The sequence below is a fragment of the Streptomyces globosus genome (assembly GCF_003325375.1).
Taxonomy (GTDB): Bacteria; Actinomycetota; Actinomycetes; order Streptomycetales; family Streptomycetaceae; genus Streptomyces; species Streptomyces globosus_A.
Map to the genome: position 1 here is coordinate 1,761,623 of NZ_CP030862.1, position 24,775 is coordinate 1,786,397.

General features: G+C 73.1%; 20 protein-coding genes and 1 riboswitch. Of the genes, 12 read left to right on the forward strand and 8 right to left on the reverse strand.

Annotated features, from left to right (window positions below; genetic code table 11):
• Window positions 1-95 precede the first annotated feature (95 nt).
• Window positions 96-1,958 carry a DUF2075 domain-containing protein gene (locus tag C0216_RS08140; protein ID WP_114054619.1) on the reverse strand — a complete coding sequence of 621 codons (1,863 nt, stop codon included), beginning with the start codon at window positions 1,956-1,958 and terminating at the stop codon, window positions 96-98.
• A gap of 350 nt (window positions 1,959-2,308) precedes the next feature.
• On the opposite strand from C0216_RS08140, the gene C0216_RS08145 reads away from it, so the two are divergent.
• From C0216_RS08145 to C0216_RS08160, 4 genes are read left to right on the forward strand one after another with little or no spacing between them, the layout of a single operon-like run.
• On the forward strand, window positions 2,309-3,889 hold the full coding sequence (locus C0216_RS08145; RefSeq protein ID WP_114054620.1) for a TIGR02677 family protein: 1,581 nt from the start codon (window positions 2,309-2,311) through the stop codon (window positions 3,887-3,889).
• The gene (locus C0216_RS08150; RefSeq protein ID WP_114054621.1) at window positions 3,886-5,130 is read left to right on the forward strand and encodes a TIGR02678 family protein; all 1,245 of its coding nucleotides are present in this window, start codon (window positions 3,886-3,888) and stop codon (window positions 5,128-5,130) included. The genes C0216_RS08145 and C0216_RS08150 overlap by 4 nt, the downstream gene beginning before the upstream one ends.
• Entirely contained in the window at window positions 5,127-9,239 is a 4,113-nt protein-coding gene (locus tag C0216_RS08155) for a TIGR02680 family protein (protein ID WP_246042376.1), read from the forward strand. The genes C0216_RS08150 and C0216_RS08155 overlap by 4 nt, the downstream gene beginning before the upstream one ends.
• Window positions 9,236-10,501 (forward strand): TIGR02679 family protein, encoded by a 1,266-nt coding sequence (locus tag C0216_RS08160; protein ID WP_246042378.1) that lies wholly within the window; start codon window positions 9,236-9,238, stop codon window positions 10,499-10,501. Before C0216_RS08155 ends, C0216_RS08160 begins: the two co-directional genes overlap by 4 nt.
• 144 nt (window positions 10,502-10,645) lie before the next feature.
• Here C0216_RS08160 and C0216_RS08165 read toward each other — a convergent pair whose 3' ends face one another.
• Window positions 10,646-11,827, reverse strand: coding sequence for a GTP-binding protein (locus C0216_RS08165; protein WP_114054623.1), 1,182 nt, complete (start codon window positions 11,825-11,827; stop codon window positions 10,646-10,648).
• Window positions 11,828-11,831: 4 nt separating this feature from the next.
• Window positions 11,832-12,002 carry a 50S ribosomal protein L32 gene (gene rpmF, locus C0216_RS08170; RefSeq protein WP_114054624.1) on the reverse strand — a complete coding sequence of 57 codons (171 nt, stop codon included), beginning with the start codon at window positions 12,000-12,002 and terminating at the stop codon, window positions 11,832-11,834.
• A 205-nt stretch (window positions 12,003-12,207) separates the two neighbouring features.
• Between rpmF and kdpF the strand changes: the two genes are divergently transcribed.
• From kdpF to C0216_RS08200, 6 genes are all read left to right on the forward strand, one after another.
• On the forward strand, window positions 12,208-12,297 hold the full coding sequence (gene kdpF / locus C0216_RS08175; RefSeq protein ID WP_114054625.1) for a K(+)-transporting ATPase subunit F: 90 nt from the start codon (window positions 12,208-12,210) through the stop codon (window positions 12,295-12,297).
• Window positions 12,298-12,391: 94 nt separating this feature from the next.
• Window positions 12,392-12,613 (forward strand): hypothetical protein, encoded by a 222-nt coding sequence (locus tag C0216_RS08180; protein ID WP_114054626.1) that lies wholly within the window; start codon window positions 12,392-12,394, stop codon window positions 12,611-12,613.
• 142 nt (window positions 12,614-12,755) lie between these two features.
• Complete coding sequence (locus tag C0216_RS08185) at window positions 12,756-13,439, forward strand: response regulator (RefSeq protein WP_114054627.1); 684 nt, start codon at window positions 12,756-12,758, stop codon at window positions 13,437-13,439.
• Window positions 13,440-13,444: 5 nt separating this feature from the next.
• A complete protein-coding gene (locus C0216_RS08190; protein WP_114054628.1) occupies window positions 13,445-15,988 on the forward strand; it encodes a sensor histidine kinase in 2,544 nt (847 codons plus the stop codon).
• Window positions 15,989-16,175: 187 nt separating this feature from the next.
• Window positions 16,176-17,549, forward strand: coding sequence for a TrkH family potassium uptake protein (locus C0216_RS08195; RefSeq protein WP_246042380.1), 1,374 nt, complete (start codon window positions 16,176-16,178; stop codon window positions 17,547-17,549).
• Window positions 17,542-18,264 carry a potassium channel family protein gene (locus C0216_RS08200; protein WP_174250363.1) on the forward strand — a complete coding sequence of 241 codons (723 nt, stop codon included), beginning with the start codon at window positions 17,542-17,544 and terminating at the stop codon, window positions 18,262-18,264. The genes C0216_RS08195 and C0216_RS08200 overlap by 8 nt, the downstream gene beginning before the upstream one ends.
• 65 nt (window positions 18,265-18,329) lie before the next feature.
• Here the strand turns inward: C0216_RS08200 and C0216_RS08205 are convergent, their stop codons facing one another.
• Genes C0216_RS08205 through C0216_RS08225 form a run of 5 tightly spaced genes read right to left on the reverse strand, consistent with a single transcriptional unit; the run spans window position 18,330 to window position 23,038 of the window.
• The gene (locus tag C0216_RS08205) at window positions 18,330-18,890 is read right to left on the reverse strand and encodes a DUF7676 family protein (RefSeq protein ID WP_114054630.1); all 561 of its coding nucleotides are present in this window, start codon (window positions 18,888-18,890) and stop codon (window positions 18,330-18,332) included.
• Window positions 18,887-19,609, reverse strand: a complete 723-nt coding sequence (locus C0216_RS08210) for a (2Fe-2S)-binding protein (RefSeq protein WP_114054631.1) — start codon at window positions 19,607-19,609, stop codon at window positions 18,887-18,889. Before C0216_RS08210 ends, C0216_RS08205 begins: the two co-directional genes overlap by 4 nt.
• Entirely contained in the window at window positions 19,603-20,676 is a 1,074-nt protein-coding gene (locus C0216_RS08215) for an ABC transporter ATP-binding protein (protein WP_114058521.1), read from the reverse strand. The genes C0216_RS08210 and C0216_RS08215 overlap by 7 nt, the downstream gene beginning before the upstream one ends.
• 5 nt (window positions 20,677-20,681) lie before the next feature.
• Window positions 20,682-21,806: a FecCD family ABC transporter permease gene (locus C0216_RS08220; RefSeq protein WP_246042382.1), complete on the reverse strand. Its 1,125-nt coding sequence runs from the start codon at window positions 21,804-21,806 to the stop codon at window positions 20,682-20,684.
• Window positions 21,803-23,038: an ABC transporter substrate-binding protein gene (locus C0216_RS08225; RefSeq protein WP_246042384.1), complete on the reverse strand. Its 1,236-nt coding sequence runs from the start codon at window positions 23,036-23,038 to the stop codon at window positions 21,803-21,805. Before C0216_RS08225 ends, C0216_RS08220 begins: the two co-directional genes overlap by 4 nt.
• 244 nt (window positions 23,039-23,282) lie before the next feature.
• Window positions 23,283-23,487, reverse strand: a riboswitch (cobalamin riboswitch).
• Window positions 23,488-23,715: 228 nt separating this feature from the next.
• On the opposite strand from C0216_RS08225, the gene C0216_RS08230 reads away from it, so the two are divergent.
• Both C0216_RS08230 and C0216_RS08235 read left to right on the forward strand, forming a co-directional pair.
• Entirely contained in the window at window positions 23,716-24,588 is an 873-nt protein-coding gene (locus tag C0216_RS08230) for a helix-turn-helix domain-containing protein (protein WP_114054634.1), read from the forward strand.
• Window positions 24,585-24,770, forward strand: coding sequence for a DUF397 domain-containing protein (locus C0216_RS08235; protein ID WP_114054635.1), 186 nt, complete (start codon window positions 24,585-24,587; stop codon window positions 24,768-24,770). Before C0216_RS08230 ends, C0216_RS08235 begins: the two co-directional genes overlap by 4 nt.
• The last annotated feature ends 5 nt before the right edge of the window (window positions 24,771-24,775 follow it).

The window sequence follows — 24,775 nt, forward strand, 5'->3', positions numbered from 1 at the left end:
CGACAGCCTGTTCGGCCTCTTGCATGAACCTCAGCCTCGTACCCTCCGGGAAGGTGCGCAGCGGGATCATGCTATCCGCTGATCGGGGCCGTGGCTCAGGGAATAAGCGAACGGAGCTTCTCGCGTGTTTCAGGGTCCGTCGAGTAGACGACCGTTCCGATCATGCCGCGGGTCAGGAGCACCTTGTACGTGTTGCGGATCAGGCGGTCGATGTCCTCGTCAGGCGTCGCCTTCGTGAAGGAGGGGTCCTTCGAGGCGGTGCGGTCGACCACCCAGCGGTCTGTCCGCCAGACCAGGTCCGGGCCCATGATCACGCCCGACCAGTCGTACTCGAAGCCCTGGGCGGTGTAGACGCAGCCGACCTGGCCGAAGCCCGCGGGATCAGTGGCCCAGAGCGGAGCCGGCGGTGCGCCCAGAAGGGATCGGTCCCCGTACAGGTTCCACGGCTTCGACCAGTCGCCGATGACCACGTCCGCGGGCAGCGTCGTCATCGCCGGAGTGATCTTGGTGGTCCACTTCCAGCAGTAGCTGGCGGAAAGCCGGGCGCCGTACCCCTGGGCACGCTTGTCGTCGAGGAAGTCCTCCAGTTCCTGCGGGCTGTCCACCGTCAGCAGCTGCACCTTGCCGTCCGGCTCCCACGCGATCGGTCCTTCACCCTCCAGGCCCAGGAGACTGGTCACCCAGAGCACGTACGCGTCGCTGCCTCCGCACCGGAACTGGCTGTCCAGCTCCACCAGTGTGAAGTCCACTTCCTGCTCTGCCGCGGCCCGCCTGATCTGCTCGACGGTGCCCATCTCGCCGGGTCGCACCACCTGGTGCTGGTCGAGGAGGAACACCGGGACCCGGGCCGCGTCGATCAGCTCCGCCACCTGTGGGCGCCCGGTGCGCAGGGCGGCCTTGGTGTAGCGGTTGGCGGAGGTCCTGCGGAGCCGGTGTGCCTCGTCGCACACGAGCACGTCGATGTCGTTCGGCTCGGCCTCCATGAAGCTGTTGAAGTAGCGGAACAGACGCTGGACCTCGGGCTTGCGTGCACCCGCGACCTTGCGCATGGTCTTCGTAAAAGACTGCGAGCCGGTGGCGTGGAGGGCAGACACACCGCGCCGGTACAGGTCGCCGAGTACGGACAGGGCGATCACGCTCTTGCCGGACCCGGGCCCACCGGTCACAACGACCACCTGCTTGCGGTTGGACCGGCGGGCCTTGCGGACCGCTGCCATCACCGTCTCGTAGGCGAGCCGCTGCTCGTCCAGCAGCACGAACTGTTCCCGGTCGCGGACCTCGTCGGCGGCCACGGCCATCAGCTGCCTGGACGGTCGCACCCTGGCCTGCAGGAGGTCGTCGGCGGCGGCAGTGCCCGGCTTGGCGGCCAGCCTCGAGCGCAGGTAGTCGAGGAACGCACCGCGCTGATCAGCGGTGTACATGCGACCGCGGTGGTCCTCTTCGACCTCGCGCAGCCCGGCGACCCTGACCTCGGCTGCATTGTGCAGGAAGGCCACTCCCGTGACGGAGCCGGGGTTCTGCTCGAGAGCCCCGTTGAACGAGACGAGGTAGTCGCAGTAGCCCCGTACCTGCTCGATGGGGTTCAGAACCGGCTCGCGGTAGGAGGGCACGCTGCACCGCAGCGGATCGCCGTCCACTGGTTGGGCCTCGGTCCACTGCTTGAGTTCCACGACGACGTACGACGGCTCGCCGGAAACCGGATGCACCCCGGCCAGTATCACGTCCGCGCGCTTGCTCGTCAGCGGCAGCCCGTACTCCAGCAGCATCTCGACCTCACCGAGACCCGCTTCGACCAGGGCGTGGGTGAGCGCGGGGATGCTCCGCTCCCAGGAGCGAACCTCCGCAGCGTGCGGCTTGTGGCCGTGCCTGTGGAGGAAGTTCTCGCTCAGCAGCTCCGCCAGCCGTCCCTCGAGGCGAGTGCGGTTGGCCAAGGACGCCGCGGACTCACGGAACAGCAAGAAATCGCCCCCAGGCAGCACGGAGTAGCTCGTGCGGGTGGGGGCATGTCCTTCGGGTCCACGTGACGTGGAGCGGAAGCCCGGCGGGCCGCTGAGATTGTCCCTGTCATCTTATGACAGCGCGTGATCAAGCAGCCAGGACGGAAATCACGATACGACCGGGCTGTAGGCGTCGCTTCCTCGCAGCCCCGTCACCGGCGGGTCGGGCGGGCTGTCGGCGGGGGTGCGGTGGAGTCCGTGCGTGGGGGCCGGCGCACTCGGGGGCCTTGGGGCGATCACGATCGATGTGATTCGGTCAACTCCTTCCCTCCCTGCCGATCAGCGGCGGCGGCAGGCGAGAATGGCCGCCGATGGATGAAACACCTCCCAAGCCTGCGAGCCCGGCCGAGGGCAGCGGGTCGTACGGGCCCTTCGCCCACCTCACCGCCCCGAACGTGCTGGTCTACCGCTCGGTCATGCGGGCCTTCCTGGTGGCCAAGGAGCGGTTCGCCGTACACCTGCGGCCCGAGGACGTGCAGGCGGCGCTGCCTGTCGGGATTCGGCCTGTCGAGCTCGACGGCGTCGTCAAGGCGCTTGACAGCCTCGTGGGGTGGGGAAACCTGCGGGCCGATCCCGACACGGGGCGGGTCACGGCCGTGGAGGACTTCTACCGCAAGCGCTTCATCTACCAGCTGACGCGCGAGGGAGAGGCCGCCGAGCAGGCTCTGTCCGCATACGACGAGGCTCTCGGAAGGCGCGGGGCCCTGCAGGCGGTCGCGCTGCACGACATCGTCACCCAGCTGCGGGCCCTCCTCGTCCTGGCGGCCGAGGACGAGCCCGATCCGGCCAAGACACACCTCGCGCTCGACGGGCTCGTCAGCCGCTTCGCCGCGCTCGCCGACAACGCCCGGGCCTTCATGGGCTCCCTCCAGAGGACCATCGACCTCCACGACGTGGGGGAGGAGGTGTTCCTCGCCTACAAGGACCAGCTCATCCAGTACCTGGAGCGGTTCATCCAGGACCTGATCACCCTCGGTGCGCGCATCGCCCGGCTGATCACGGAGCTGGAGGACGGAGGGCGCATCCAGCCCCTGCTGCGCGCCGCCGCCGCCCGTGAGGCGGCCGACGCGACCCCGCAGGAGGCGGCGTACGCCGAGCAGGCCGCGGCCGAGCGGTGGGCCGAGCGGTGGACCGGGCTGGCGGCATGGTTCCTCAGCCGCGACGGCCGGGAGTCGCAGTCCCGGCTGCTGCGCGGCCGGGCCCTCGGCGCGATCCCGCAGCTGCTGGCGGTCGTACGGGCGCTGAACGAGCGCCGGGCCGGCCGCTCCGACCGCTCCGCGGACTTCCGTACACTCGCCCGCTGGTTCGCCGAGGCACCCGACGATGGCGCCCGGCACCAGCTGTGGCGTGTCGCCTTCGGGCTGTATCCCGCACGCCACCTCTCCGTCGACGCCGAGACGCTGGCCGCCCGCAGCGCCCGGCCCGAAGCCGCGTCCACGCCGTGGGCGGATGCCGAACCGCTGCGCATCAGCCCGCAGCTGCGCCGCACGGGCAGCTACGAGCGCCGCGGCAAGCCCCGCAAGGTCGAGGACCGGCAGGAGGCGCGCCGGCTGCTCGCGGAGACCGCCGCCAAGCAGGCCGCCGAGACCGCTGCCGCGCGCGCCCGGCTCGCAGCCACCGGAAGCACGCGGCTGTCCGGGCTCGGCGAACTCGATCCGGTCAGCTTCCGCCTCTTCCTCCGACTCCTCGGCGACGCACTGGCCACCTGGCGGCCCGGCACGACCCACACCACCGCGGCCAGCAGCGACGGGTCCATGGAGATCCGGCTCAGCGCCGTGCCGGACGGATCCACCGCCGAGATCCGGACACCGCATGGAACCTTCCGAGGTCCCGATCACGCGATCGAGATCGTCGATCTCACCGCCGGGGCAGAGTGGAGCGACGGACGATGACCACCCCGCTCGCCGAAGTGCTGGACGGGCAGCACGCCGCCGAACTGCGCAAGGCAGCCCGCGCTCTGCTGAAGCACCCGCTGCTTCTCGCACGGGGCCCCTCCGCCGACGAGTTCAGACTCGTCCGGCGGCACGCCTCCGAGCTGCGCGCATGGTTCGACCGCAACACGGGCTGGGCTCTCCAGGTCGACTCCGGGACGGCGCGGCTCGGCAAGATCCCCGCCCGCCTCGGCGACGCCACCCATCCCGCCCGCGAGGCCACCCGCAGCGCGGCCCCGTTCACACGCCGCCGATACGTCCTGCTCTGCCTCGCCCTCGCCTGCCTCGAACGCGGCGAGGCGCAGATCGCCCTCGGCCGGCTCGCCGACCAGGTCGTGCTGGAGGCCGCGGACTCCCATCTGGTCGCCGCGGGCATCGAGTTCACCCTGGACCGCCGCGACGAGCGACTCGACCTGGCCGCCGTCGTACGGCTCCTGCTGAGCCTCGGCGTGCTGCGGCGCGTCGCCGGAGACGAGGACGCGTACGTCAGCGGAGCCGGCGACGCGCTCTACGACGTGGAACGGCGCGTGCTGGGCGGGCTGCTCGCCACGCGCCGGGGCCCCTCGACGGTCCGGGCCGCGGAGTGGGAGGAGCGGCTCGCGGAGCTCACCGCCGAAACGGCCCTCGACAGCGACGAACTGCGCTTCCGCGCCCTGCGCAGATCGCTGACCCGGCGGCTGCTGGACGACCCCGTGCTCTACTACGACGAGCTGGACGACGCCGAACTCGCCTACCTCACCCGCCAGCGCGGCTTCCTCACCGCCCGGATCACCGAGCTCACCGGACTGGTGGCGGAGGTCAGGGCCGAGGGCATCGCCATGGTCGACCCCGACGACGACCTGACCGACGTCCGTATGCCGGAGTCGGGGACCCGCGGCCACGTCACCCTCCTGCTCGCCGAGCACCTTGCCGCAGCCGCCGGCCCTGTCGGCACCGCCGAGCTGATGCGCCGGGTCGCCGAACTGGCCGCCGAGCACGGAGGCTTCTGGTCGAAGTCGGCGCGGGAGCCGGGCGCCGAGGGAGAGCTGGTGGAGCAGGCGGTCGTCCGGCTCGCCGCCCTCGGCCTGGTCGCCCGGACCCCCGAGGGGGTCGTGCCGCGCCCGGCCCTCGCCCGCTATGCGGTCGGCGAGGCCGTGGTGCTCGTATCCCGTACGGAGGGCGCCGGCGGCGTGCCCGCGCAGCGAAAGGCGTCACCGCGTTGATCCCCCGCCCCGCGCTCCCGGCCCCCGGGCGCTCCCGCTGGCAGCCCCTCCGCATGGGCCTCGTCGACCTCTTCCACTACGACGTCGAGGAGTTCCACTTCCGCGACGGCAGGCTGCTGCTCCGCGGAAACAACGGCACCGGCAAGTCCAAGGTGCTCGCCCTGACCCTCCCGTTCCTCCTCGACGGGGACCTCAGCGCCCGCCGCGTCGAGCCGGACGGCGACGCGGGCAAGCGCATGGAGTGGAACCTGCTGCTCGGCGGCGAGCACCCGCACTCCGAACGGCTCGGCTACACGTGGGTGGAGTTCGGCCGCCGCGACGAGGTGAGCGGCGAGGAGCAGTTCCGTACGCTCGCCTGCGGGCTCAAGGCCGTCAGCGGGCGCGGTATCGCCCGCCACTGGTGGGCGGTGACCGCGCAGCGGATCGACCACGCGCCGGCCGCCTCGCGTGCGGGCGACTCGCTCAGCCTCCTCGACGCCACCGGTACGGTGCTGTCACGGGACCGGCTCGTCGAGGCCGTGTCGGGACACGGCCTGGTCTACGACCAGGCCAAGGCCTACCGCCGGGCCGTCGACGAGGCGCTGTTCGGACTCGGCGAGGAGCGCTACGGCGCCCTCGTGGACCTGCTCATCCAGCTGCGCCAGCCGCAGTTGTCCAAGCGGCCCAACGAGGCCGCCCTCTCCCGCGCCCTCACCGAGGCGCTCCCGCCCATGGACCAGGCCGTCATCGCGGACGTGGCCGAGGCGTTCCGGTCCCTGGACGAGGAGAAGGAGGAGCTGCGGGCCGCCAGGACGGCCGAAGCCGCGGCATCCGCCTTCCTCGACCACTACCGGCGTTACGCCCGCATCGCCTCCCGCCGCCGTGCGCGCCTGCCCCGCACCGAGCACTCGAAGTACGAGCACCTGGTCCGCGACCTCGCCGGAGCGCAGGAGGAGAAGGCCGGTGCCGAGGAGGAACGGGCAGCGGCCGCCGAGCGGATCGCGGAACTCACCGAGGCGCAGGTGCGTCTGGAGGCCGCCGACGCCGCCCTGCGCGAGGGGCCCGAGATGCGCAGTGCGCGGGAACTGGAGCAGGCCGCCAAGGCGGTGGAGCGGTCCCGGGACGACAGGGCCCGCGCCGAAGCCGACCGGGAGCAGGCTGCCGTGCTGCACACCCGTGCGCTGAGCCGCCTCGGCGCCGCCGAGAACCGCCTCCGAGCCGCCCGCCAACGGGCCGAGGACACGCTGCGCCGGGCCGGGGACATCGCCCGGGACGCCCGGATGGACCTGCCCGAAGCCGAGGGACTGCCGGAGGCGGAGCTGCGTACCGCCCTGGTCGAGGCGACCGACCGCCGCCACCGCACCCTCGTGCACGTGGAGGAGCTCGCCGGCCGGGCCGAGACCGCGGCCGGCGAACGCCGGAATGCCGCAATCCGGCTCGACGAGGCGGAAACCGACCTGGCGCAGGCCATCGGGGCACAGGACGAGGCCGACGCGGCCGTCACGGCAGCCGGCCGGGCCTTGGTCGACGCCGTCCGCGCACACGCGGACCGGTGCGAGGAGCTCGTCCACCCCGACCCGACGGGACTGCTGGACGAACTCCAGGAGTGGGTCGTGCACCAGGACGGCCCCTCCCCGGCGCGCCGGTACGCGGCGCAGGCGCACAGCGCCGCGGCGGCGCTGCTCGCCGACCGGGCTGCGGAAGCCGCACAGCGCCGGGCGGGCCTGGCGGAGCAGGCCCGGGCGGCCGAGGCGGAGCTCGCGGAGCTGGAGTCGGGCGGCCGGCGGGAGCCGCCGGCCCCGTACACCCGGACGCCGGGCCTGCGCGGTCAGGCGCCGGGTGCTCCGCTGTGGCGGCTGGTCGACTTCCGGGCGGACGTCGCAGAACGCGATCGGGCCGGTCTGGAAGCGGCCCTGGAGGCATCCGGGCTGCTGGACGCGTGGGTGTGCCCCGACGGCACGGCCCTGGCACCGGACGGCCACGACGTGGTCCTCGCCCCGCAGGCCGGCCCGGTCGGCGCCCCGTCGCTGGCCGACGTGCTGTGCCCGGCCGTCGACCGCGGCGACGCCCGGGCGGCGTCCCTGAGCGAGCAGGCCGTGCAGCGGCTGCTGGGGGCGATCGGCCTCGGAGCGCCCGCCGGGGACGCCGCGCACGACACCTGGGCAGCGCCCGACGGCCGCTACCGGGTCGGTGCCCTCACGGGCCGCTGGGCCAAGCCCGCTGCCGAGTTCATCGGAGAGGGCGCACGGGAGGCCGCGCGGCGCCTGCGCATCACCGAGCTGCGGGCCGAGCTCTCCCGTCTCGGTGCGCTGTCGGCCGCCGTCGCCGACCAGGCGCGGGACGTGGCACGGCGGCGCCGGACCCTCGATGCCGAGCTGGCCGCAGTGCCCGACGAGACCGCCGTGACCCGGGCGCAGGCGCGGGCCGCCGCTGCCGCGGACACCGTGCGTCGGGCCGAAGCGCGCCGTGCGGAACGAGCCTCCGGCATGCTGGCCGCCGGCGAGCGGGCCGAGCGGGCCACCGCCGAACTCCACGAGGCGGCAGCCGACCTGGGGCTGCCCGCCGACCGGCCGGCCCTGGCCGCCGTACGCCGGGCCCTCGGGGAGCTGGCCGTGGTCCTGGCCGAGCTCTGGCCCGCGCTGCGCGAAGGCACGGAGGCATCCGGCCAGGTGGCGGAGGAGCAGGAGGAGGCCGGGCGGGCGGCGGAGCGCACCGCCGAACTCGGCCTGCGGGCGGAGGAGGCGGCCCGCCAGGCGGCAGCCGACGGCGAGCGGCTCGCGACGCTGCGGTCGACGGTGGGCGCGGCAGTGGCCGAGCTGGAGCGGCGGCTGTCCGACACCGCGCAGGCCTTGCGCCGGTGCGCGGCCGACCGGCGGCTGGCCCAGGACCGCCACACGGAGGCCGACCGGCGCGCCAGCCGCGCCGAGGGCCGGATCGAGCAGTTGGAGAAGGACATCACGGTTGCCGCCGCCGCACGCGCCGAGGCCGTCGCCGCACTCCAGCGGTTCACCGCCACCGGGCTGATCGGGGTCGCTCTCCCCGGCCTGGCCGTGCCGGCCGCGCGGGACGAGCCGTGGGCGGCCACCCCGGCGATCGCACTCGCCCGCTCCCTCGAAGCGGAGCTCGCCGCGACCGACGACTCGGACGGGGCGTGGGAACGCGTGCAGCGGCGGCTGAGCGAGGAGCTCAAGGTCCTCCAGGACGCGCTCTCGCGGCACGGCCACACCGCGTCGGCCCGCATGGTGGAGGAGGGGATGGTCGTCGACATCGTCTACCAGGGGCGCGAGCGCGCCGTACCCGAACTCGTCGAGGCCCTCACGGTGGAGGTGGGGGAGCTCACCCGCATCCTGTCCGCGCACGAGCGCGAGATCCTCGAAACCCACCTCATCACCGAGGTCGCGGGCACGCTCCAGGAGCTCATCGGGGCCGCCGAGCGCAAGGTGCTGGCGATGAACGCCGAGCTGGAGGAACGCCCGACCTCCACGGGCATGACCCTGCGGCTGGTGTGGCGGGCCTCCCGCAAGGCCCCGGCCGGACTGGCCCAGGCGCGCGGCCGGCTGCTGCAGACCGCCGACGCCTGGACCCTCGGGGACCGGACTGCCGTCGGGGAGTTCCTGCAGACGCAGATCGCCCGCCGGCAGACCGAGGACGCGGCGGGCAGCTGGCTGGAGCACCTCACCGCCGCCCTCGACTACCGCTCCTGGCACGAGTTCGCCGTCGAGCGGCTGCAGCACGGCCGCTGGGTGCCGGCCACCGGACCGGCTTCGGGCGGCGAACGCGTGCTGGCCGTCTCCGTGCCGCTGTTCGCCGCGGCCTCCTCGCACTACGCGAGCGCGGGCAGCCCCTACGCGCCACGGCTCGTGACCCTGGACGAGGCGTTCGCCGGGGTCGACGACGACTCGCGTGCCAAGTGCCTGGGCCTGCTCCACGCGTTCGACTTGGACGTGGTCATGACCAGCGAGCGGGAGTGGGCCTGCTATCCGCAGGTTCCCGGCATCGCGATCGCCCAGCTCTCCCGCGTCGACGAGGTGGCGGCCGTCCTGGTCACCCGCTGGGAATGGGACGGTACGGCCCGTACCCGCCGTGGAGACCCGGTGCGTACGGCCGAGCCGGAGGCGGCGTGGGGGTGAGCGGCTCCGCGGCCGAAGCAGCCGCGGCCGAAGCAGCCGCGGTCGACGAAGTCCGCCTGCGCCGGCTCCTGGGCGCGGCGGAGCTGTCCTGGCTGCTCGACCGCGTACGCCGCCGCCTGGAGCGGGGCCGGCCCCTGACCGGCGCAGTCTCCCTGGCCGCCCCCACGCCCGCCCAGCGCGCGGCGGCGGAGCGGCTGCTGGGCCGGGCGCCCGGCGGCGGCGCGTCGCTCACCGTGCGGCTCGACGCGGTGGACGCCGTCCTGCGCCGGTCGGGCATCAGCCCGGAGGGCCTGCCGGCAGCCGTCTCCGCCCTCACCGGTCCCGTCGTCCCCCGCGAAGAGGCACGCCGGGCCGAGGAGCGGGCCTGGGCGGAGGCGTACACCCCGCTCACCCTGCTGGCCCGGGACGAACCGCGCCTGGCGGACTGGGCCGCCCAGGTCCGCGACAGCGGCCTCGTACGGCGCGTCACCGGCACCCCCGCCGCCGCGCGTACGCTGCTGGACCAGGCGGTGCGCGTCCTGCGGGAACTGCCTGCCGAGCCGGCCCGGTCCCTGTCCGTGTTCGCGGCGGACGTGCTGGGCGGCGCCCACGCACTCGACGAGGGCACCCCGTTGGCCGCGATCGTGCTGTCCGGGGTCCGTGCCCTCACCGGCCATCCGGACGGTGAGGGCGCCGCCTGGCGACGGGCCGCATGGGCCTCGGCCGGCCTGCTCCGGGACGACGTGTCCTCCACGGTCCTCGCCCTGAACCTCCGCGGGACCCCTGCTCTGGACTGGATGGCCGACGTGGGCGAGCCGTGCGTCCTCACCCTTCGCCAGCTCGCGCACCGCCCCCCGCGGACCGCGCCGGCGGTGGTCCACGTCTGCGAGAACCCCGCCGTCCTGTCCGCTGCGGCGGACCACCACGGCGCGGCTTCCCTCCCGCTGGTCTGTCTGCGGGGCCAGCCGTCCGCCGCCGCGCTGGCCCTTCTCACCCATCTCCGCGGCCTCGGCGCCGCTTTCCGCTATCACGGGGACTTCGACTGGGGCGGGCTGCGCATCGCCACGACGCTCCTCCGGCACGTTCCGTGGCGCCCGTGGCGCTACACCGCAGACGACTACCGTGGGGCGGTCGCCGCCGCCGGCCGTGCTGCCGCCCCCCTGGCCGGGAAGCCGGTCCCCTCCCCGTGGGACCCGGACCTGGCGTCCGTCCTCGCCGAACACGGCATCCGCATCGAGGAGGAGGCCGTCCTGGGCGCGCTGCTCGCAGACCTCACGCCGTGACCGGCTGCCCGTGCCGGTCGGGGGCGGCCGGGGCGCGATCGGCGTCGGAACCGCCGCACGCGCCCCGCGGCGCGAGGCGATCGGCCGGAGCGGGTGGCCGGGCCGGGCGGTGCCGTGGCTGCGACCACCGCCCGGCCCGGAGCCTCAGGCAGCCGCCGTCCCGGGGGTGGCGGCGGGCTCGTGCTCGCAGGCTTCGTCGATGCCGTACGTCTCCCACGCCGGGAACTCGTCCTCGGCCGGGGCCGGCTCACCGGGGCTGAGCAGACAGGCTTCGAGCGCCGCACGGAGCGCCTCGGCGCGCAGCCCGACACCGATGAAGACCAGTTCCTGGCCCTGGGCGGTCTCCGTGCCGCGGGCCCCGGAAGGCTCGAAGCGGGCCACCGCGCCGGCCTGGGACCACAGACCGGTCACCCGGGGGCGGCTGGCGAGCCAGAAGAACCCCTTGGAGCGGAGGATCCTGCCGAAGGCGCCGCTGTCGAGACCCTGGGTGACGAACGTCCAGAGCCTGCCGGGATGGAAGGCCGCGTCGGCGCGGAACACCAGCGACGAGATGCCGTACTCCTCCGTCTCCGGGACGTGGTCCCCGTTGAGCTCCTTGACCCAGCCCGGGGCCTGCTGGGCGCGCTCCACGTCGAAGAGCCCGGTGCCCAGGACGTGGTCGAGCGCCACGCGGCCGCGTACGGCGGGTACGAGCCGGGCCTCGGGGTTGAGCCTGGCGAGGGCGGCGCGCAGGCGCGTGGCGTCGCCCGGCCCGACCAGGTCGAGCTTGTTGAGGACGATGACGTCCGCGAACTCGACCTGGTCCATGAGGAGGTCGCTGACGGTCCGCTCGTCGTCCTCGTACTGGTCGAGGCCGCGCGCCGCGAGTTCGTCGCCGCCGGAGAGCTCCCGGAGGAAGTTCGCGGCGTCCACGACGGTGACCATGGTGTCGAGGCGGGCGAGGTCGCCCAGGGTGGCGCCGTCGTCCCGGGGGAAGGAGAACGTGGCGGCGACCGGCAGGGGTTCGGAGATGCCGCTGGACTCGATGAGCAGGTAGTCGAAGCGGCCTTCGCGTGCGAGCCGGTCGACCTCCTCCAGCAGGTCGTCGCGCAGGGTGCAGCAGATGCACCCGTTGGTCATCTCGACCAGCCGCTCCTCGGTGCGCGAGAGCGCCGCTTCGCCGCCGCGCACGAGCGCGGCGTCGATGTTGACCTCGCTCATGTCGTTGACGATCACCGCGACCCGCAGGCCCTCGCGGTTGCCGAGCACGTGGTTGAGCAGGGTGGTCTTTCCCGCGCCGAGGAAACCGGACAGAACGGTCACCGGCAGGCGGTCGTACGAGGCCACGCGATCAGCTCTCGGGGCGGAGCAGGCCGCGCTCGTACGCCTTCACCAGGCGCTGCGGCACCTGGTGGACGGAGCCGTCGACGGTGACGGGCACCAGCTGCGGGGTGGCGGCCTTCCACTGGGCGCGGCGGTGGCGGGTGTTGCTGCGGGACATCTTCCGCTTGGGGACGGCCATGGGGACTCCTCGGGCTGTGGGCGAAGGCTGCCCGGAGGCTATATGAAAACGGATCCCATTACCAACTTGCCCCGTACGGGTGCACGCCGGAGGGCTTTCGTCAGAAGTCCGACAAGATCGCGTCAGCATGGGCGCGGTCCGCCGGGCGGGGGTGCATGGTCGGAGGGCGGGATCCGCCCCGCCTGACCGAGAGAACGGATCGCAGATGGACCTGGAGAACGTCGTCGGGCTGCTCGTGGCCGTTTCCCTGCTCGCGTACCTCGCGGCGGCCCTGATCCACCCGGACAGGTTCTGAGCCGGCGCCGTGGCTCCGTCCCGTGACGGAGAACCGCGAAGGCGGTGGCCGGCCGGTGCGGACGCGCAGACCATGGATCCCGGGGGGCCCGCGTATGGGTTCCGTCAAGACGGCCCTGTCGGCCGTATGGGTCTCGTCAAGATCCCTTAACGGCCTCACCGGAATGCGATTAGCTCATCACCGGCCGATTGGCCGATTTCCATACAACCTTCACCGCAACCAGGAGCTCACGGTGGCCGACGTGGCCTTCGTCGTCACGATGATCGCGGTGTTCGCGCTGGTGGCTCTCATTGCCAGGGGTGTGGCGAAGCTGTGACCGGCGAGAAGGGCTGAACGCGAACCACGTCCACGTCCCGAGACCCACCCCTCACAACGCAGGCGAAAAGCTGATGCTGCACCCTGGAACCCGGGGTCGGCCGCACACGGCCCGCCCACCATGGAAGGAAGGCATCACGGCCATGACCACGGTCCTGGTGGTGGAAGACGACCCGCAGCTCGTCCGCGCACTGAGAATCAACCTCCAGGCGCGCAAATTCGAGGTGAAGGCGGCGAGCGACGGCGCCGGCGCACTCCGCCTCGCCGCCACAGTCAAACCCGACGTCATCCTGCTCGACCTCGGGCTGCCCGACATGGACGGCCTGGCCGTCCTCAAGGGCGTACGCGACTGGAGCCGCGCCCCCATCCTCGTCCTCTCCGCCCGCCAGACCTCCGAGGAGAAGGTCCGCGCCCTGGACGCCGGGGCCGACGACTACGTCACCAAGCCCTTCAGCATGGACGAGCTCCTCGCCCGCCTGCGGGCCGCCGTCCGCCGCCGGGAGACCCCGGAACCCCCGGGCGGGACGGACCTGGTCACCACGGACGGCTTCACGGTGGACCTGGTGGCCAAGAAGGTCAGGCGCGACGGCCGCGATGTCCGGCTCACCCCCACCGAGTGGCACCTGCTGGAGATCCTCATCACCCACCCCGGCCGGCTGATCAGCCAGCGCCGCCTCCTGCTGGAGGTGTGGGGGCCGACGTACGCCGACAAGACGAACTACCTGCGCGTCTACATGGCCCAGCTGCGGCGCAAACTGGAAGCGGATCCCGCCCACCCCAGATACCTGATCACCGAGCCCGGCATGGGCTACCGCTTCGAAGGCTGAGCCCCATGGGACGCGGCACATTCCGGATCTACCTCGGCGCGGCGCCCGGCGTCGGCAAGACCTACGCGATGCTCTCCGAGGGGCATCGCCGGACCGAGCGGGGCGCCGACGTCGCCGTCGCCTTCGTCGAGCACCACCACCGTCCGCGCACGGAGGTGATGCTGCACGGTCTGGAGCAGGTCCCGCGGCGGGAGCTGGAGTACCGGGGCTCGACCTTCACGGAGATGGACGTGGACGCGGTGCTGGCGCGCCGCCCCGCGGTGGCCCTCGTGGACGAGCTGGCCCACACCAACGTGCCCGGCTCGCGCAACGCCAAGCGCTGGCAGGACGTCGAGGAACTCCTCCAGGCGGGCATCGACGTCGTCACCACCGTCAACATCCAGCACCTGGAGTCCCTCGGCGACGTCGTCGAGACGATAACCGGCGTCCGCCAGCGCGAGACCGTCCCCGACGAGGTGGTACGCCGCGCCGACCAGATCGAACTGGTCGACATGTCCCCCCAGGCCCTGCGCCGGCGGATGGCCCACGGCAACATCTACAAGCCGGACAAGGTCGACGCGGCCCTGTCCAACTACTTCCGCCCCGGCAACCTCACCGCGCTGCGCGAACTGGCCCTGCTGTGGGTCGCCGACCGGGTCGACGAGTACCTCCAGGAGTACCGCGGCCAGCACGACATCCGCTCCACCTGGCAGGCCCGCGAACGCATCGTCGTCGGCCTCACCGGCGGCCCCGAGGGCCGACAGCTCATCCGCCGCGCCGCCCGCCTCGCCGAGAAGGGCGCCGGCGGCGAGGTCCTCGCGGTATACGTCGCCCGCAGCGACGGCCTGACCTCCGCCTCGCCCAAGGAACTGGCGGTCCAGCGGACCTTGGTCGAGGACCTCGGCGGCAGCTTCCACCACGTCATAGGCGACGACATCCCCCAGGCCCTGCTCGAATTCGCCCGCGGGGTCAACGCCACCCAGATCGTCCTCGGCGTCAGCCGCCGCCGCCCCTGGCAGTACGTCTTCGGCCCCGGCGTCAGCGCCACCGTCGCCCGCGAGTCCGGACCCGACCTCGACGTCCACATCGTCACCCACGACGCAGCCGCCAAGGGCCGCGGCCTGCCCGTGGCACGCGGAGCCCGGCTGGGGCGCTCGCGGATCATCTGGGGCTGGCTGGCCGGGATCGGCGGACCGGTCCTGCTGACCGTCCTGCTGCGGCTGGCCGTGCCCGACCTCGGCCTCGCCAACGACATGCTGCTCTTCCTGACGTTCACGGTGGCGGCCGCCCTGCTCGGCGGCCGCCTGCCGGCCCTGGCGTCGGCGGCCTTCGGTTCCCTGCTGCTGAACTACTTCTTCACACCGCCACTGCACCTGTGGACCATCGCCGACCCCAAGAACATCGTCGCCATCGCGGTCTTCTTCGCCGTCGCCGTCTCCGTCGCCTCCGTCGTCGACCTCGCAGCCCGCCGGACCCACCAGGCCGCCCGGCTGCGGGCCGAGTCCGAAATCCTCTCCTTCCTCGCCGGGAGCGTGCTGCGCGGCGAGACCGCCCTGCCCGCCCTGCTGGAACGGGTCCGCGAGACCTTCGCCATGGACTCCGTGGCACTGCTCGAACGGGACAGCGACGTCGCCCCCTGGACCCTGGCGGCCGGCACCGGGCCGGCCCCGGCCGCCCGACCCGAGGACGCCGACGTCGACATGCCCATCGGCGACAACATGGCCCTCGCCCTCACCGGGCGCGTCCTCCCGGCCGAGGACCGCCGGGTCCTCGGCGCCTTCGCCGCCCAGGCCGCCGTCGTCCTCGACCGGCAGCGCCTCGTCGGCCGGGCCGAAGAAGCCCAGCGCCTCGCCGAGGGCAACCGCATCCGTACCGCGCTCCTGGCCGCCGTCAGCCACGACCTCCGCACGCCGCTGGCAGGCATCAAGGCATCCGTCACCTCGCTGCGCGCCGACGACGTCGAATGGTCGCAGCAGGACCGAGCCGACCTGCTCGAAGGCATCGAAGACGGAGCGGACCGGCTCGACGCCCTGGTCGGCAACCTCCTCGACATGTCCCGGCTCCAGACCGGCACCGTCACCCCGCTGATCCGCGAGACCGACCTGGACGAGGTCGTCCCGATGGCCCTGGCCGGAGTCCCCGACGACAGCGTCGAACTCGACATCCCCGAAACCCTCCCCATGGTCGCCGTCGACCGGGGACTCCTCGAACGCGCCGTCGCCAACATCGTCGAGAACGCCGTCAAGTACAGCCCCGACGGCCTGCCCGTGCTCGTCTCGGCCAGTGCGCTGGCCGAGCGCGTGGAACTGCGCGTCGTCGACCGCGGCCCCGGCATCCCGGACGCGGCCAAGGACCGCGTCTTCGAACCCTTCCAGCGTTACGGAGACGCCCCCGCCGGGGCCGGCGTGGGCCTCGGCCTCGCCGTGGCACGCGGCTTCACCGAGGCCGTCGGAGGCACCCTCACCGCGGAGGACACCCCCGGCGGCGGCCTGACCATGGTCCTCACGCTGCCCACCGCGGATCCGGCCCTCCGGCCCGACCCCGGCCTCCCCAAGGCGGCACTCACCTGACAGGCCCCGCGACCCGGCCCCTCCGCGCCCACCTGCACGGACTCCGCCATCGGCGCACATCCGCCCGCGTCGGCCGCGGCCTGTTCGAAGGCCGGCACATGCCGGGATAGGGTGGCGCTGCCGGTCCTTGACGCACTCCTGATGCTCGGGTCCGATGGCGGAGTCGAGTCGGAGGGAAGTCGGTCGAGTGGCCGTTCGCGCGGCAAGAGTGTGGCACTCGCTGTTCACCACCCATCCGGCCCGCACCGTGGTCTGGGCCTTCGCGCTGGTGATCGCCGCAGGCACGGCCCTGCTGATGCTGCCGGCCTCCTCCCAGGACGGCTCGGCGACGGACCTCGTGACGGCGCTGTTCACATCCACCTCGGCGGTGTGCGTGACCGGCCTGGTCGTCGTGGACACCGCCACGCACTGGAGCGGCTTCGGCGAGGCCGTCATCCTCGGGCTGATCCAGGTCGGCGGCTTCGGCATCATGGCGCTGGCGTCCCTCCTGGCCCTGCTGGTCTCCGGCAGACTGCGGCTGCGCATGCAACTCACCGCGGCGGCCGAGACCAAGAGCCTCGGCATCGGCGACGTGCGCCGCGTCCTCCTCGGCGTCGCAGGCTGCACCCTCGCCGTCGAACTGGCGGTCGGCGCCGTTCTGGCCCTGCGGCTGCGCTTCGGATACGGCCGGTCCATCGCCGAAGCCGCCTACTCCGGCTTCTTCCACGCGGTCTCGGCGTTCAACAACGCCGGCTTCGGCCTGCACGCCGACAGCCTCACCCCCTACGCCCAGGACCCGTGGATCACCCTGCCGATCGCGGCGGCCGTGATCCTCGGCGGCCTCGGCTTCCCCGTCCTGTTGGAACTCCTGCGCCACCGCACCCGGCGCCGCACCACCGGCCGCCGCAACTGGTCGCTGCACACCCGGCTGACGCTCGTCACCAGCGCCGCACTGCTGTCCGTCGGCACCGTGCTCACCTGCCTGCTGGAATGGACCAACCCGGGCACCCTCGCCCCCTTCGACTGGGACGAGAAGGTCCTCAACGGCTTCTTCTACTCGGCGATGAGCCGTACCGCCGGATTCAACGCCGTCGACATGGGCGCACTCAACGCCACCACCCTCCTGTTCACCTGCACCCTGATGTTCATCGGCGGCGGCAGCGCGGGCACGGCCGGCGGCATCAAGGTGACCACCTTCGCGGTCCTGGCCGCCGCCATGCTCGCCGAGGTGCGCGGCGAGCCCAACTCCACCGTGATGGGACGGCGCCTCGCACCGCACGTGCTGCGCCAGGCCCTGACCGTGGCACTGCTCGCCGTGGGATTCGTCATCGCATCAACCCTCGCCCTGCTCACCGTCACCAGGGCCCCCTTCGAAGACGTCCTCTTCGAGGCCGTCTCCGCCTTCGCCACCGTCGGCCTGTCCACCGGCATCACCGCCGACATCCCCGACTCCGGCCGGCTGATCCTCATCCTCCTCATGTTCGTCGGCCGACTCGGACCCATCACCCTCGTCTCCGCGCTCGCCCTGCGCGAGCGGACCCGCCGCTACCAGCTACCCGAGGAGCGACCCGTCATTGGGTAACTACCTGCACTCCCTGCGCCGTCGCCGCCGCAAGCGGCTGCTGGACTCCGACACCCTCGCCGCGGGCGACCAGCGCGTGGCCGTCATCGGCCTGGGCAGGTTCGGCAGCTCCCTGGCCAACGAACTGACCCGGCGCGGCTGGGACGTGCTGGGCATCGACACCGACGCCGCCCTCGTGCAGAAGCACAGCGACATCTTCACCCACACCGCCGTCGCCGACTGCACCGATCCGGAAGTCCTCCGCCAGCTCGGCGTCGGGGACTTCCCCAGCGTGGTCGTCGGCATCGGCACCGACATCGAGGCCAGCATCCTCGTCGCCTCCAACCTCCTGGAGGAGGGCGTCCCCAACATCTGGGCCAAGGCCATCAGCCGCCAGCACGGACAGATCCTCGAACGCCTCGGCGTCCACCACGTCGTCCTCCCCGAGCACGAGATGGGTGAGCGCGTCGCCCACCTCGTCACCGGCCGCATGCTCGACTTCATCGAGTTCGACGACGACTACGCCCTGGTCAAGACCATCACTCCGGACACGATCACCGGTGTCCCGCTCGGGCAGAGCGCCGTCCGCACCAAGTACGGCATCACCGTCGTGGGCATCAAACGCCCCGGACACGACTTCACCCACGCCACCGCCGAAACCGTCGTGGCGAAGGGCGACGTCATCATCGTCACCGGCAGGACCCGCCACGTGGAAGCCTTCGCCGAACTCGGCTGAGCCCCGGCGGAGGCCCGTGCCCCGGCCGGCGGCCCGGCACGGGGCCGCCGGGGGCCGGGCCGCGGTCAGCCGCTGTGCCTGAAGCCCTTGCCCGTGCGGTCCAGCGGGTCGGCGGGCAGGGAGAGGAAGCGGGCCCGCAGCGTGTCCCACGCCCCCAGCCGGTCGAAGTCGGGGGTGTCGAGGATGTCCTGGCGGTCGGTGAGGAACGGGTTGGGCAGCAGGACGGTCATCATCTGCTCGTCGCGGCCGTTGAACAGGCGGATTCCCCAGCTGACGGGGGAGCCGTCGGAGCCGATGCTGCGGTAGAACTCGGCGCGGGAGCAGCGGCGGATGCGGCCGAGTTCGGGGCCGGAGGCGGTGTGCTCGCCGATGCACAGGTGGAAGTGCCAGGCGCCGAAGTCGACGGTGGCGTAGCCGTCGTTCACGGTGATGGCGGTGGGGGCGTTCGGGGCGCCGACCTCCCAGGCGGCGCCTTCGATGATGGGCCCGAAGTGGATGTGCTGCCAGTGGTCGGTGAAGACGGCGGTGACGAGGTCGAGGAGGGTGGCCTCGTCGACCGGGAGGGGCCAGACGTGCTGGGTGCCGCCGCCGGGGGTCTCGACGACGGTCGGCTCGGTGGTGGTCATGAGGTCTTCTCCTTGGGGTTGAGGACGCAGTCGCCGCAGGTGCCCGCGCCCGGTACGCGGTAGTACAGGCAGCAGCTGCGGCGCCGGAAGGCAGGCGGTGCCGGGGGACGGGTGCGGTACGTGCCGGTACCCGCCAGGGGCGGCCGGTCCAGCAGCGCGCGGACGAGGGGGATGACGGGCAGGACGGGGGCAGGCGCCCTGGCCAGCAGGACGCGGTGGGCTCCGACCAGCGCGGAGGCGGCGTTGCCGCGCAGGGTGTGCGGGCTCACGCCCGACACGCGGCGTACGGCGTCGGCCCAGGGGGCCAGGTTCCGGACGGTCACGGTGCCGAGCAGGGCCGGGAGCGGCTCCTCGTCCACCTCCGCCGGGTCGGGGAGCCACAGGTCGAGGGGGCCGGAGGCGGGCAGGCGCCACCACAGCCGGTCGGGCGCCAGGTCGGGGACGCGGCCGGTGAGCGTGGCGCAGCCCAGGGCGATCGACCACAGCCGGGAGGCGGTGCCCAGGTGCAGGGTGGACGCGGCCACCCTGGGCTGGTCGGTGCCCAGCCGCCCGGCGACGGTGCGTACGCACTCCTCCAGCGCGCCCGGGTCCGCGTCGTACAGGTCGGCCAGGGGCCGGAAGCCGCCCGCCTCGGGGCGGGGGCCGGTGGCGACCGCGAAGTAGGGGCCGATCGCGGAGACCCGGGCCAGGGCGTCGGGGGTGAGGGCCGGCGTCACCATGTCCGCACCGTCCGCGTGAGCTCGTGGAAGCCCCGGACGGGGATGCTCCGCCCGTCCGGCCCGGTGAGGATGAGGCGGTCCGCGCCGTCCCAGCCCACCTTCCCCTCGGCGGGCGGGCCGCCCCGGCCGGCGACGGCCAGTCCCTCCCGGGCGAGGGCGCGTTCGAGGAGCGGGAGCACATCGGCGGGCGCGTCCACTGCGACGGCGGCGCGTGCGGTGCGGTGCAGGCCGAAGGTGCCGGATGCCGGGTCGAAGGCGAGGTGGTCGGCGTCGAACGCCCCCGCGACGGCGCCGCTGCGGACCAGGTCCTCGGGTGCCCCGGCGTGGACGCGGGATGCGCGGTCGACGAGCCAGACCGCGTCGGCCACCCGCAGGGCCAGCTCCAGATCGTGCGTACTGACCACCACGGTCAGGCCCCTGTCGCGGGCCAGGTCGCGCAGCAGCACGGTGAGCGCCACCCGCGAGGGGACGTCCAGGAAGGCCGTCGGCTCGTCCAGGAGGACGACCTCGGGCTCCTGGGCGAGGGCGCGCGCGGTCAGGACGCGCTGGCGTTCGCCGTCGGAGAGCTCGGCGGCCGGCCGGTCCGCCAGATGCTCCGCGCCCACCGCCCGCAGCGACCACTCGACGGCGGCGTGGTCGGCCGCGGTGAGGCGGCCGGTGAACCCGGTGTGCGGGTGGCGGCCGAGCCCGGCCAGTTCCCGCGCGGACAGCAGTCCCGGATCGACCCGGTCGGTCAGGACGACCGCCAGCCGCCGGGCGAGCGCGGTCGGCGACGTCTGCGCGAGGTCGGCGCCGCCGATGCGGATCCGTCCGCCGAGCGGCGGCAGGAGCCCGCACAGGGTGCGCAGCAGAGTGGACTTGCCCGCGCCGTTGGGGCCGAGGAGGACGGTCAGTTCGCCGGCCCGGGCTTCGAGGTCGAGCCCCGTGAGCACCGCCCGCTCCGCCCCGCGCCCGCGCCGTGGCGACCGGGCGCGGTAGCCGACGGCGAGCCCCTGCGTGACCAGGCCGCCGGGGCGGCCCGGCCCGTCGGCGGTGTCGGTGAGGGGCTCGGTCATGGTGTCGGTCATGTCGGTCACGAGGCCACTCCTTGTACGCCGCGGCGGCTGCGGATCAGGAACGCGATGACGACGGGTGCGCCGAACAGCGAGGTGACGGCGTTCAGCGGCAGCACGGCATCCGTGCCGGGCGGCTGGCTGAGCAGCGCGCACGCCAGTGCCAGGAACGCCCCGGCGAGCATCGACGCCGGGACGAGCGCCCGGTGGTCCGACGTCCCCAGTGCCACCCGCGTCAGGTGCGGGACGGCCAGGCCGAGGAAGGCGACCGGCCCGCAGAACGCGGTGGCCGCACCCGCCAGGAGCGCTGTGCCGAACAGCGCCAGATCGCGGCTGCGCCGCACGTTCAGGCCCATGGTGCGGGCGTAGTCCTCGCCCAGCAGCAGGGCGTTGAGGCGTTTGGCGGTCAGCAGCGCCGTGAGCAGGCCGGCGCCGATGACGGGCAGCATGACGTGGAGGTCGGGCCAGGTCGTGGCGCCGAAGCTGCCCAGGCCCCACATGACGAACTGCTGGGCGCGCTCCGGTCGGGCGTAGACGAGCATCACGCCGACCACGGCGGTGGCCGCCGAGCCGATCATGACGCCGACGACGAGCAGGGTGACGGCCGACCGCACCCACCTGGAGAGCAGCAGGACGAGGGCCAGGACGGCGGCGGCGCCGAGCGAGGCGGCGATGACGACGCCCACGCGCCCGAGGCCGGCCAGGTCTCCGGTGAAGCTGCCGGCGACCCCGCCGGTGCCGACCACCACGGCGGCGACGCCCATGCTGGCGCCCGAGCTCACCCCGAGGGAGAACGGGTCCGCCAGCGCGTTGCGGAACAGGGTCTGCATCTGTACGCCGGCCACCGCGAGGGCGGCGCCGACGGCGCAGGCGGTCAGCGCCCGCGGCAGCCGGACCTGCTCGACGATCACGGTCCACCGCGGGTCCTCGGGGGTGCCGCCGAACAGTACGCGGACCACCTCGGCGACCGGCACGGGATGGGAGCCGGTGGCGATGGCGAGGACGAACAGCACGGCGGTGCCGGCCGCGAGTGCGAGGACGACGGCGAGGCGCCGCCGCACCGGCCGCGGCCCCGCGGGCGGAGTGTCCGCGTCCGGGGCCGCTGCCGGCGCGGGTGCCGGCACGGTCGTCTGATGTGTCGTCACGCCTTCGGCACCGGCTGGTAGAAGGTGAAGGAGTGGCCCTCGGCCTGGTCCGGATGCATCAGCGCGAACAGGTCGGCGAGGACCAGGTCCGGGCGCAGCACGCCCCGCTCGAAGTAGTCGTTGCCGCCGCCGGGGCCGAGCGCCTTCGTGTTCGTCCACACGGCGCCGTCGGACACCGCCTTCAGCTGCCCGTACCGGCTGTCGGCCTTGACCGCGTCGGCGGTGGACTTCCACTTCTGGTCGGCGATCCAGACCGGGGCCTGGCCGGCCTTGGCGTACACGGCCTCGAAGTTCAGCTGCATGCCGCCGGTGCCTGCCTCGCCGGCCCACGGGTAGGTGCCGCCCGCGTCCTTGATCAGCCGGGCGGCGTAGCTGCCTCCGGCGGGCATGGACCACGTGCCCTGGTACATCGTGCCGGGCAGCACCTCGACGGGCTTGCCCGCCTTGGCCGCCTGGGCGCCCTTCTCCGCGACCTTCCGGTAGTCGCCCTCGATGGTGTCGAACACCTCGCCCGCCCGCTTCTCGGCGCCAGTGAGCGCGGCCATCGCCTTGACCCACTCGGCCCGGCCGAGCGGACTGGCCTCCAGCCACTCGGCGTTGGCGACCACGGCGATGCCTGCCTGGCGGAGCTTCGGGTACTGCGGGTCGTCGGTGCCCTGGGTCATGAGCACGTCCGGCTTCGCCCCGATGACGGTTTCGGCGTTGAGGGTGCGGTCCTTGGCGTACTCGGTGACCCTGCCCGCCTTCACCCGCTCGATCACCTGGGCGGAGGAGATGTTCGCGCTGCTCGCCACTCCGGTCAGGACGTCCAGGGTGCCGGTCTCGGTCAGCAGCGGCAGGTGGGTCGTCGAGGCGGAGTACAGGCTCCTGACGGGCACGGTGACCTGCTGCGCGGACGCCAGTTCACCGGTTAGCTCCGGCTTGGGAGCACCGCACTTGACCAGCACGTACGACTCGGGCTTCCCCTTGGGGAAGGGCTCCTTCACGGTGAGGACCTGGTAGCTCTTCTCGTACCGGAGGGTGAAGTTCTCGGCGTGCTTCACCGTCGACTTCACCGGGAAGTAGTCCTTGGCCGGGTCGAAGTCCTTGATGCACCCCTCACCCTCGGCCCGCGCCTCGGGGCCGGCTGTCGTGCCGGCGTCGCCGCCGCAGGCGGTGAGCGTGAGGGCGGCGGCGACGAAGGCCGCCGCGGTGGCCCGACGGCGGCCGGGCATGACGGATCGTACGGACAAAGTGACTCCTGGTGGCGTTCGTCGGCCGCGCGTGAGGGCACTGCGGTGCGCGGATGCGGCGTGGGGGAGGGAACCCGCAGGGGGTCAGAACCCCGGGAAACGGGACTGTGGGTGAAGCCGGTCAGGCCGGTCAGGCCGGTCGGGCCGGTCGGGCCGGTCAGGCCGGAGCACGGGCAGCACGGGGCCGCCTCCGCACGAACGCAGGCACACGGGTGCCACCGCCTCTCCCGGGGAAATCCGCCCCTTGCATCGAGGTGCGACGGCGTGAGTCTCCTGACTCGGGATCACAGCTTCTCCGGCCTTCCCACCCCGGACGGGGCGGTGGCCTGGGGCGGAGTCGCTCCCCCTACACAGTGGCGGTACCGTGCCGGAATCCCACCGGCTTCCTCGTTCCGCTGTCGCTTGACGGACGGAAGCATCGCAGACCGCCCGCCGCCCCGCCAGACCCGCCCCTGTGCGTTCAGCCACAGGGCACGGCAGTTCAGGACAGGGCGGGGCGCACGGCATCGAGCTCCGGCCGCCCCACCGGTCGGACCGTCGTGATCCAGTACAGGGGCCCGTACGGTGCGTCAGCGTACGGGCACATTCGGTGGACGGTACGGCGCGCCGGCCGCCACCCTGGGTGCTGTCGATCGCGGGGATACGACCTGTACGTACGGACCTGGAGGTGGCCGCGGATGACGACGCACGCCGAGGCGGGCGACAACGACGACCTGGTGGCGTCCTGCGAGACGGAACGGGAGCCCGGCCCCTCGGACAGTCTGCGGACCTTCGGAGCCGTCGTCCAGGCCCTGCGCGAGCACGCGGGCCTCAGCAGAGTGCAGTTCGGGGAACTGGTCCGCTTCTCCCGGCACACCGTGGAATCGGTGGAGCTGGGGCGGCGGATGCCGGACGAGTCGTTCGTCGACCGCGCCGAGGAAGCCACGGGAAACACGGGCGCGTTGAGGAAGGCCGCCCCGCACCTGAGCCGGGGCGACGCAGGGCTCGCCGCCTGGTTCCGGCAGTGGGCGCGGCTGGAGAAGACGGCGGTGAGCCTGTGCACGTACGAGTGCCGGCTGGTGCCGGGTCTTCTGCAGTCGGAGGACTACGCGCGCGCCGTGTTCGAGGGAACCGTGCCGGTGGTGCCGGACGACCGGCTGGCGGACTTCATGGCCAGCCGGATGGAACGGCAGCGGATGCTGTGCGAACGGCCGACGACGCCGTTCAGCTTCATCGTCGAGGAGCACGTCCTCCGCCGCCGGTTCGGGAGCACGCAGCGGATGCGGGAGCTGTACGACCACGTCCTGAAGCTGAGCGCCCCGCGGAACGTGACGCTTCAGGTCGTGCCGTTGCAGGCCGGGTTGCACGCGTGCCTGGACGGGCCGCTGCGACTGCTGGAGACACCGAAGGGACAGAGGTTTGCGTACTCCGAGGGCCAGCAGAACGGCCGCCTGATTGCTGACGGCAAAGAGGTGAGGCTGCTCCACCAGCGCTATGACACACTGCGCTCGCAGGCCCTGAACGCCAAGGACTCGCGGGGGCTGCTGGAGCGACTCCGAGGAGAGCTATGAGCACGACGGAACTGGCGTGGTTCAAGTCCAGCTACAGCGGCAGCCAGGGTGATGACTGTGTGGAGGTCGCAGTTGCCGCGCAGGCCGTCCACGTACGCGACTCCAAGGACGCCACCCGCCCCGCCCTCGCGGTCGGCCGGGATGGCTGGGCGCGCTTCGTCGCGTTCGCGGCGGGGGCCTGAGCACC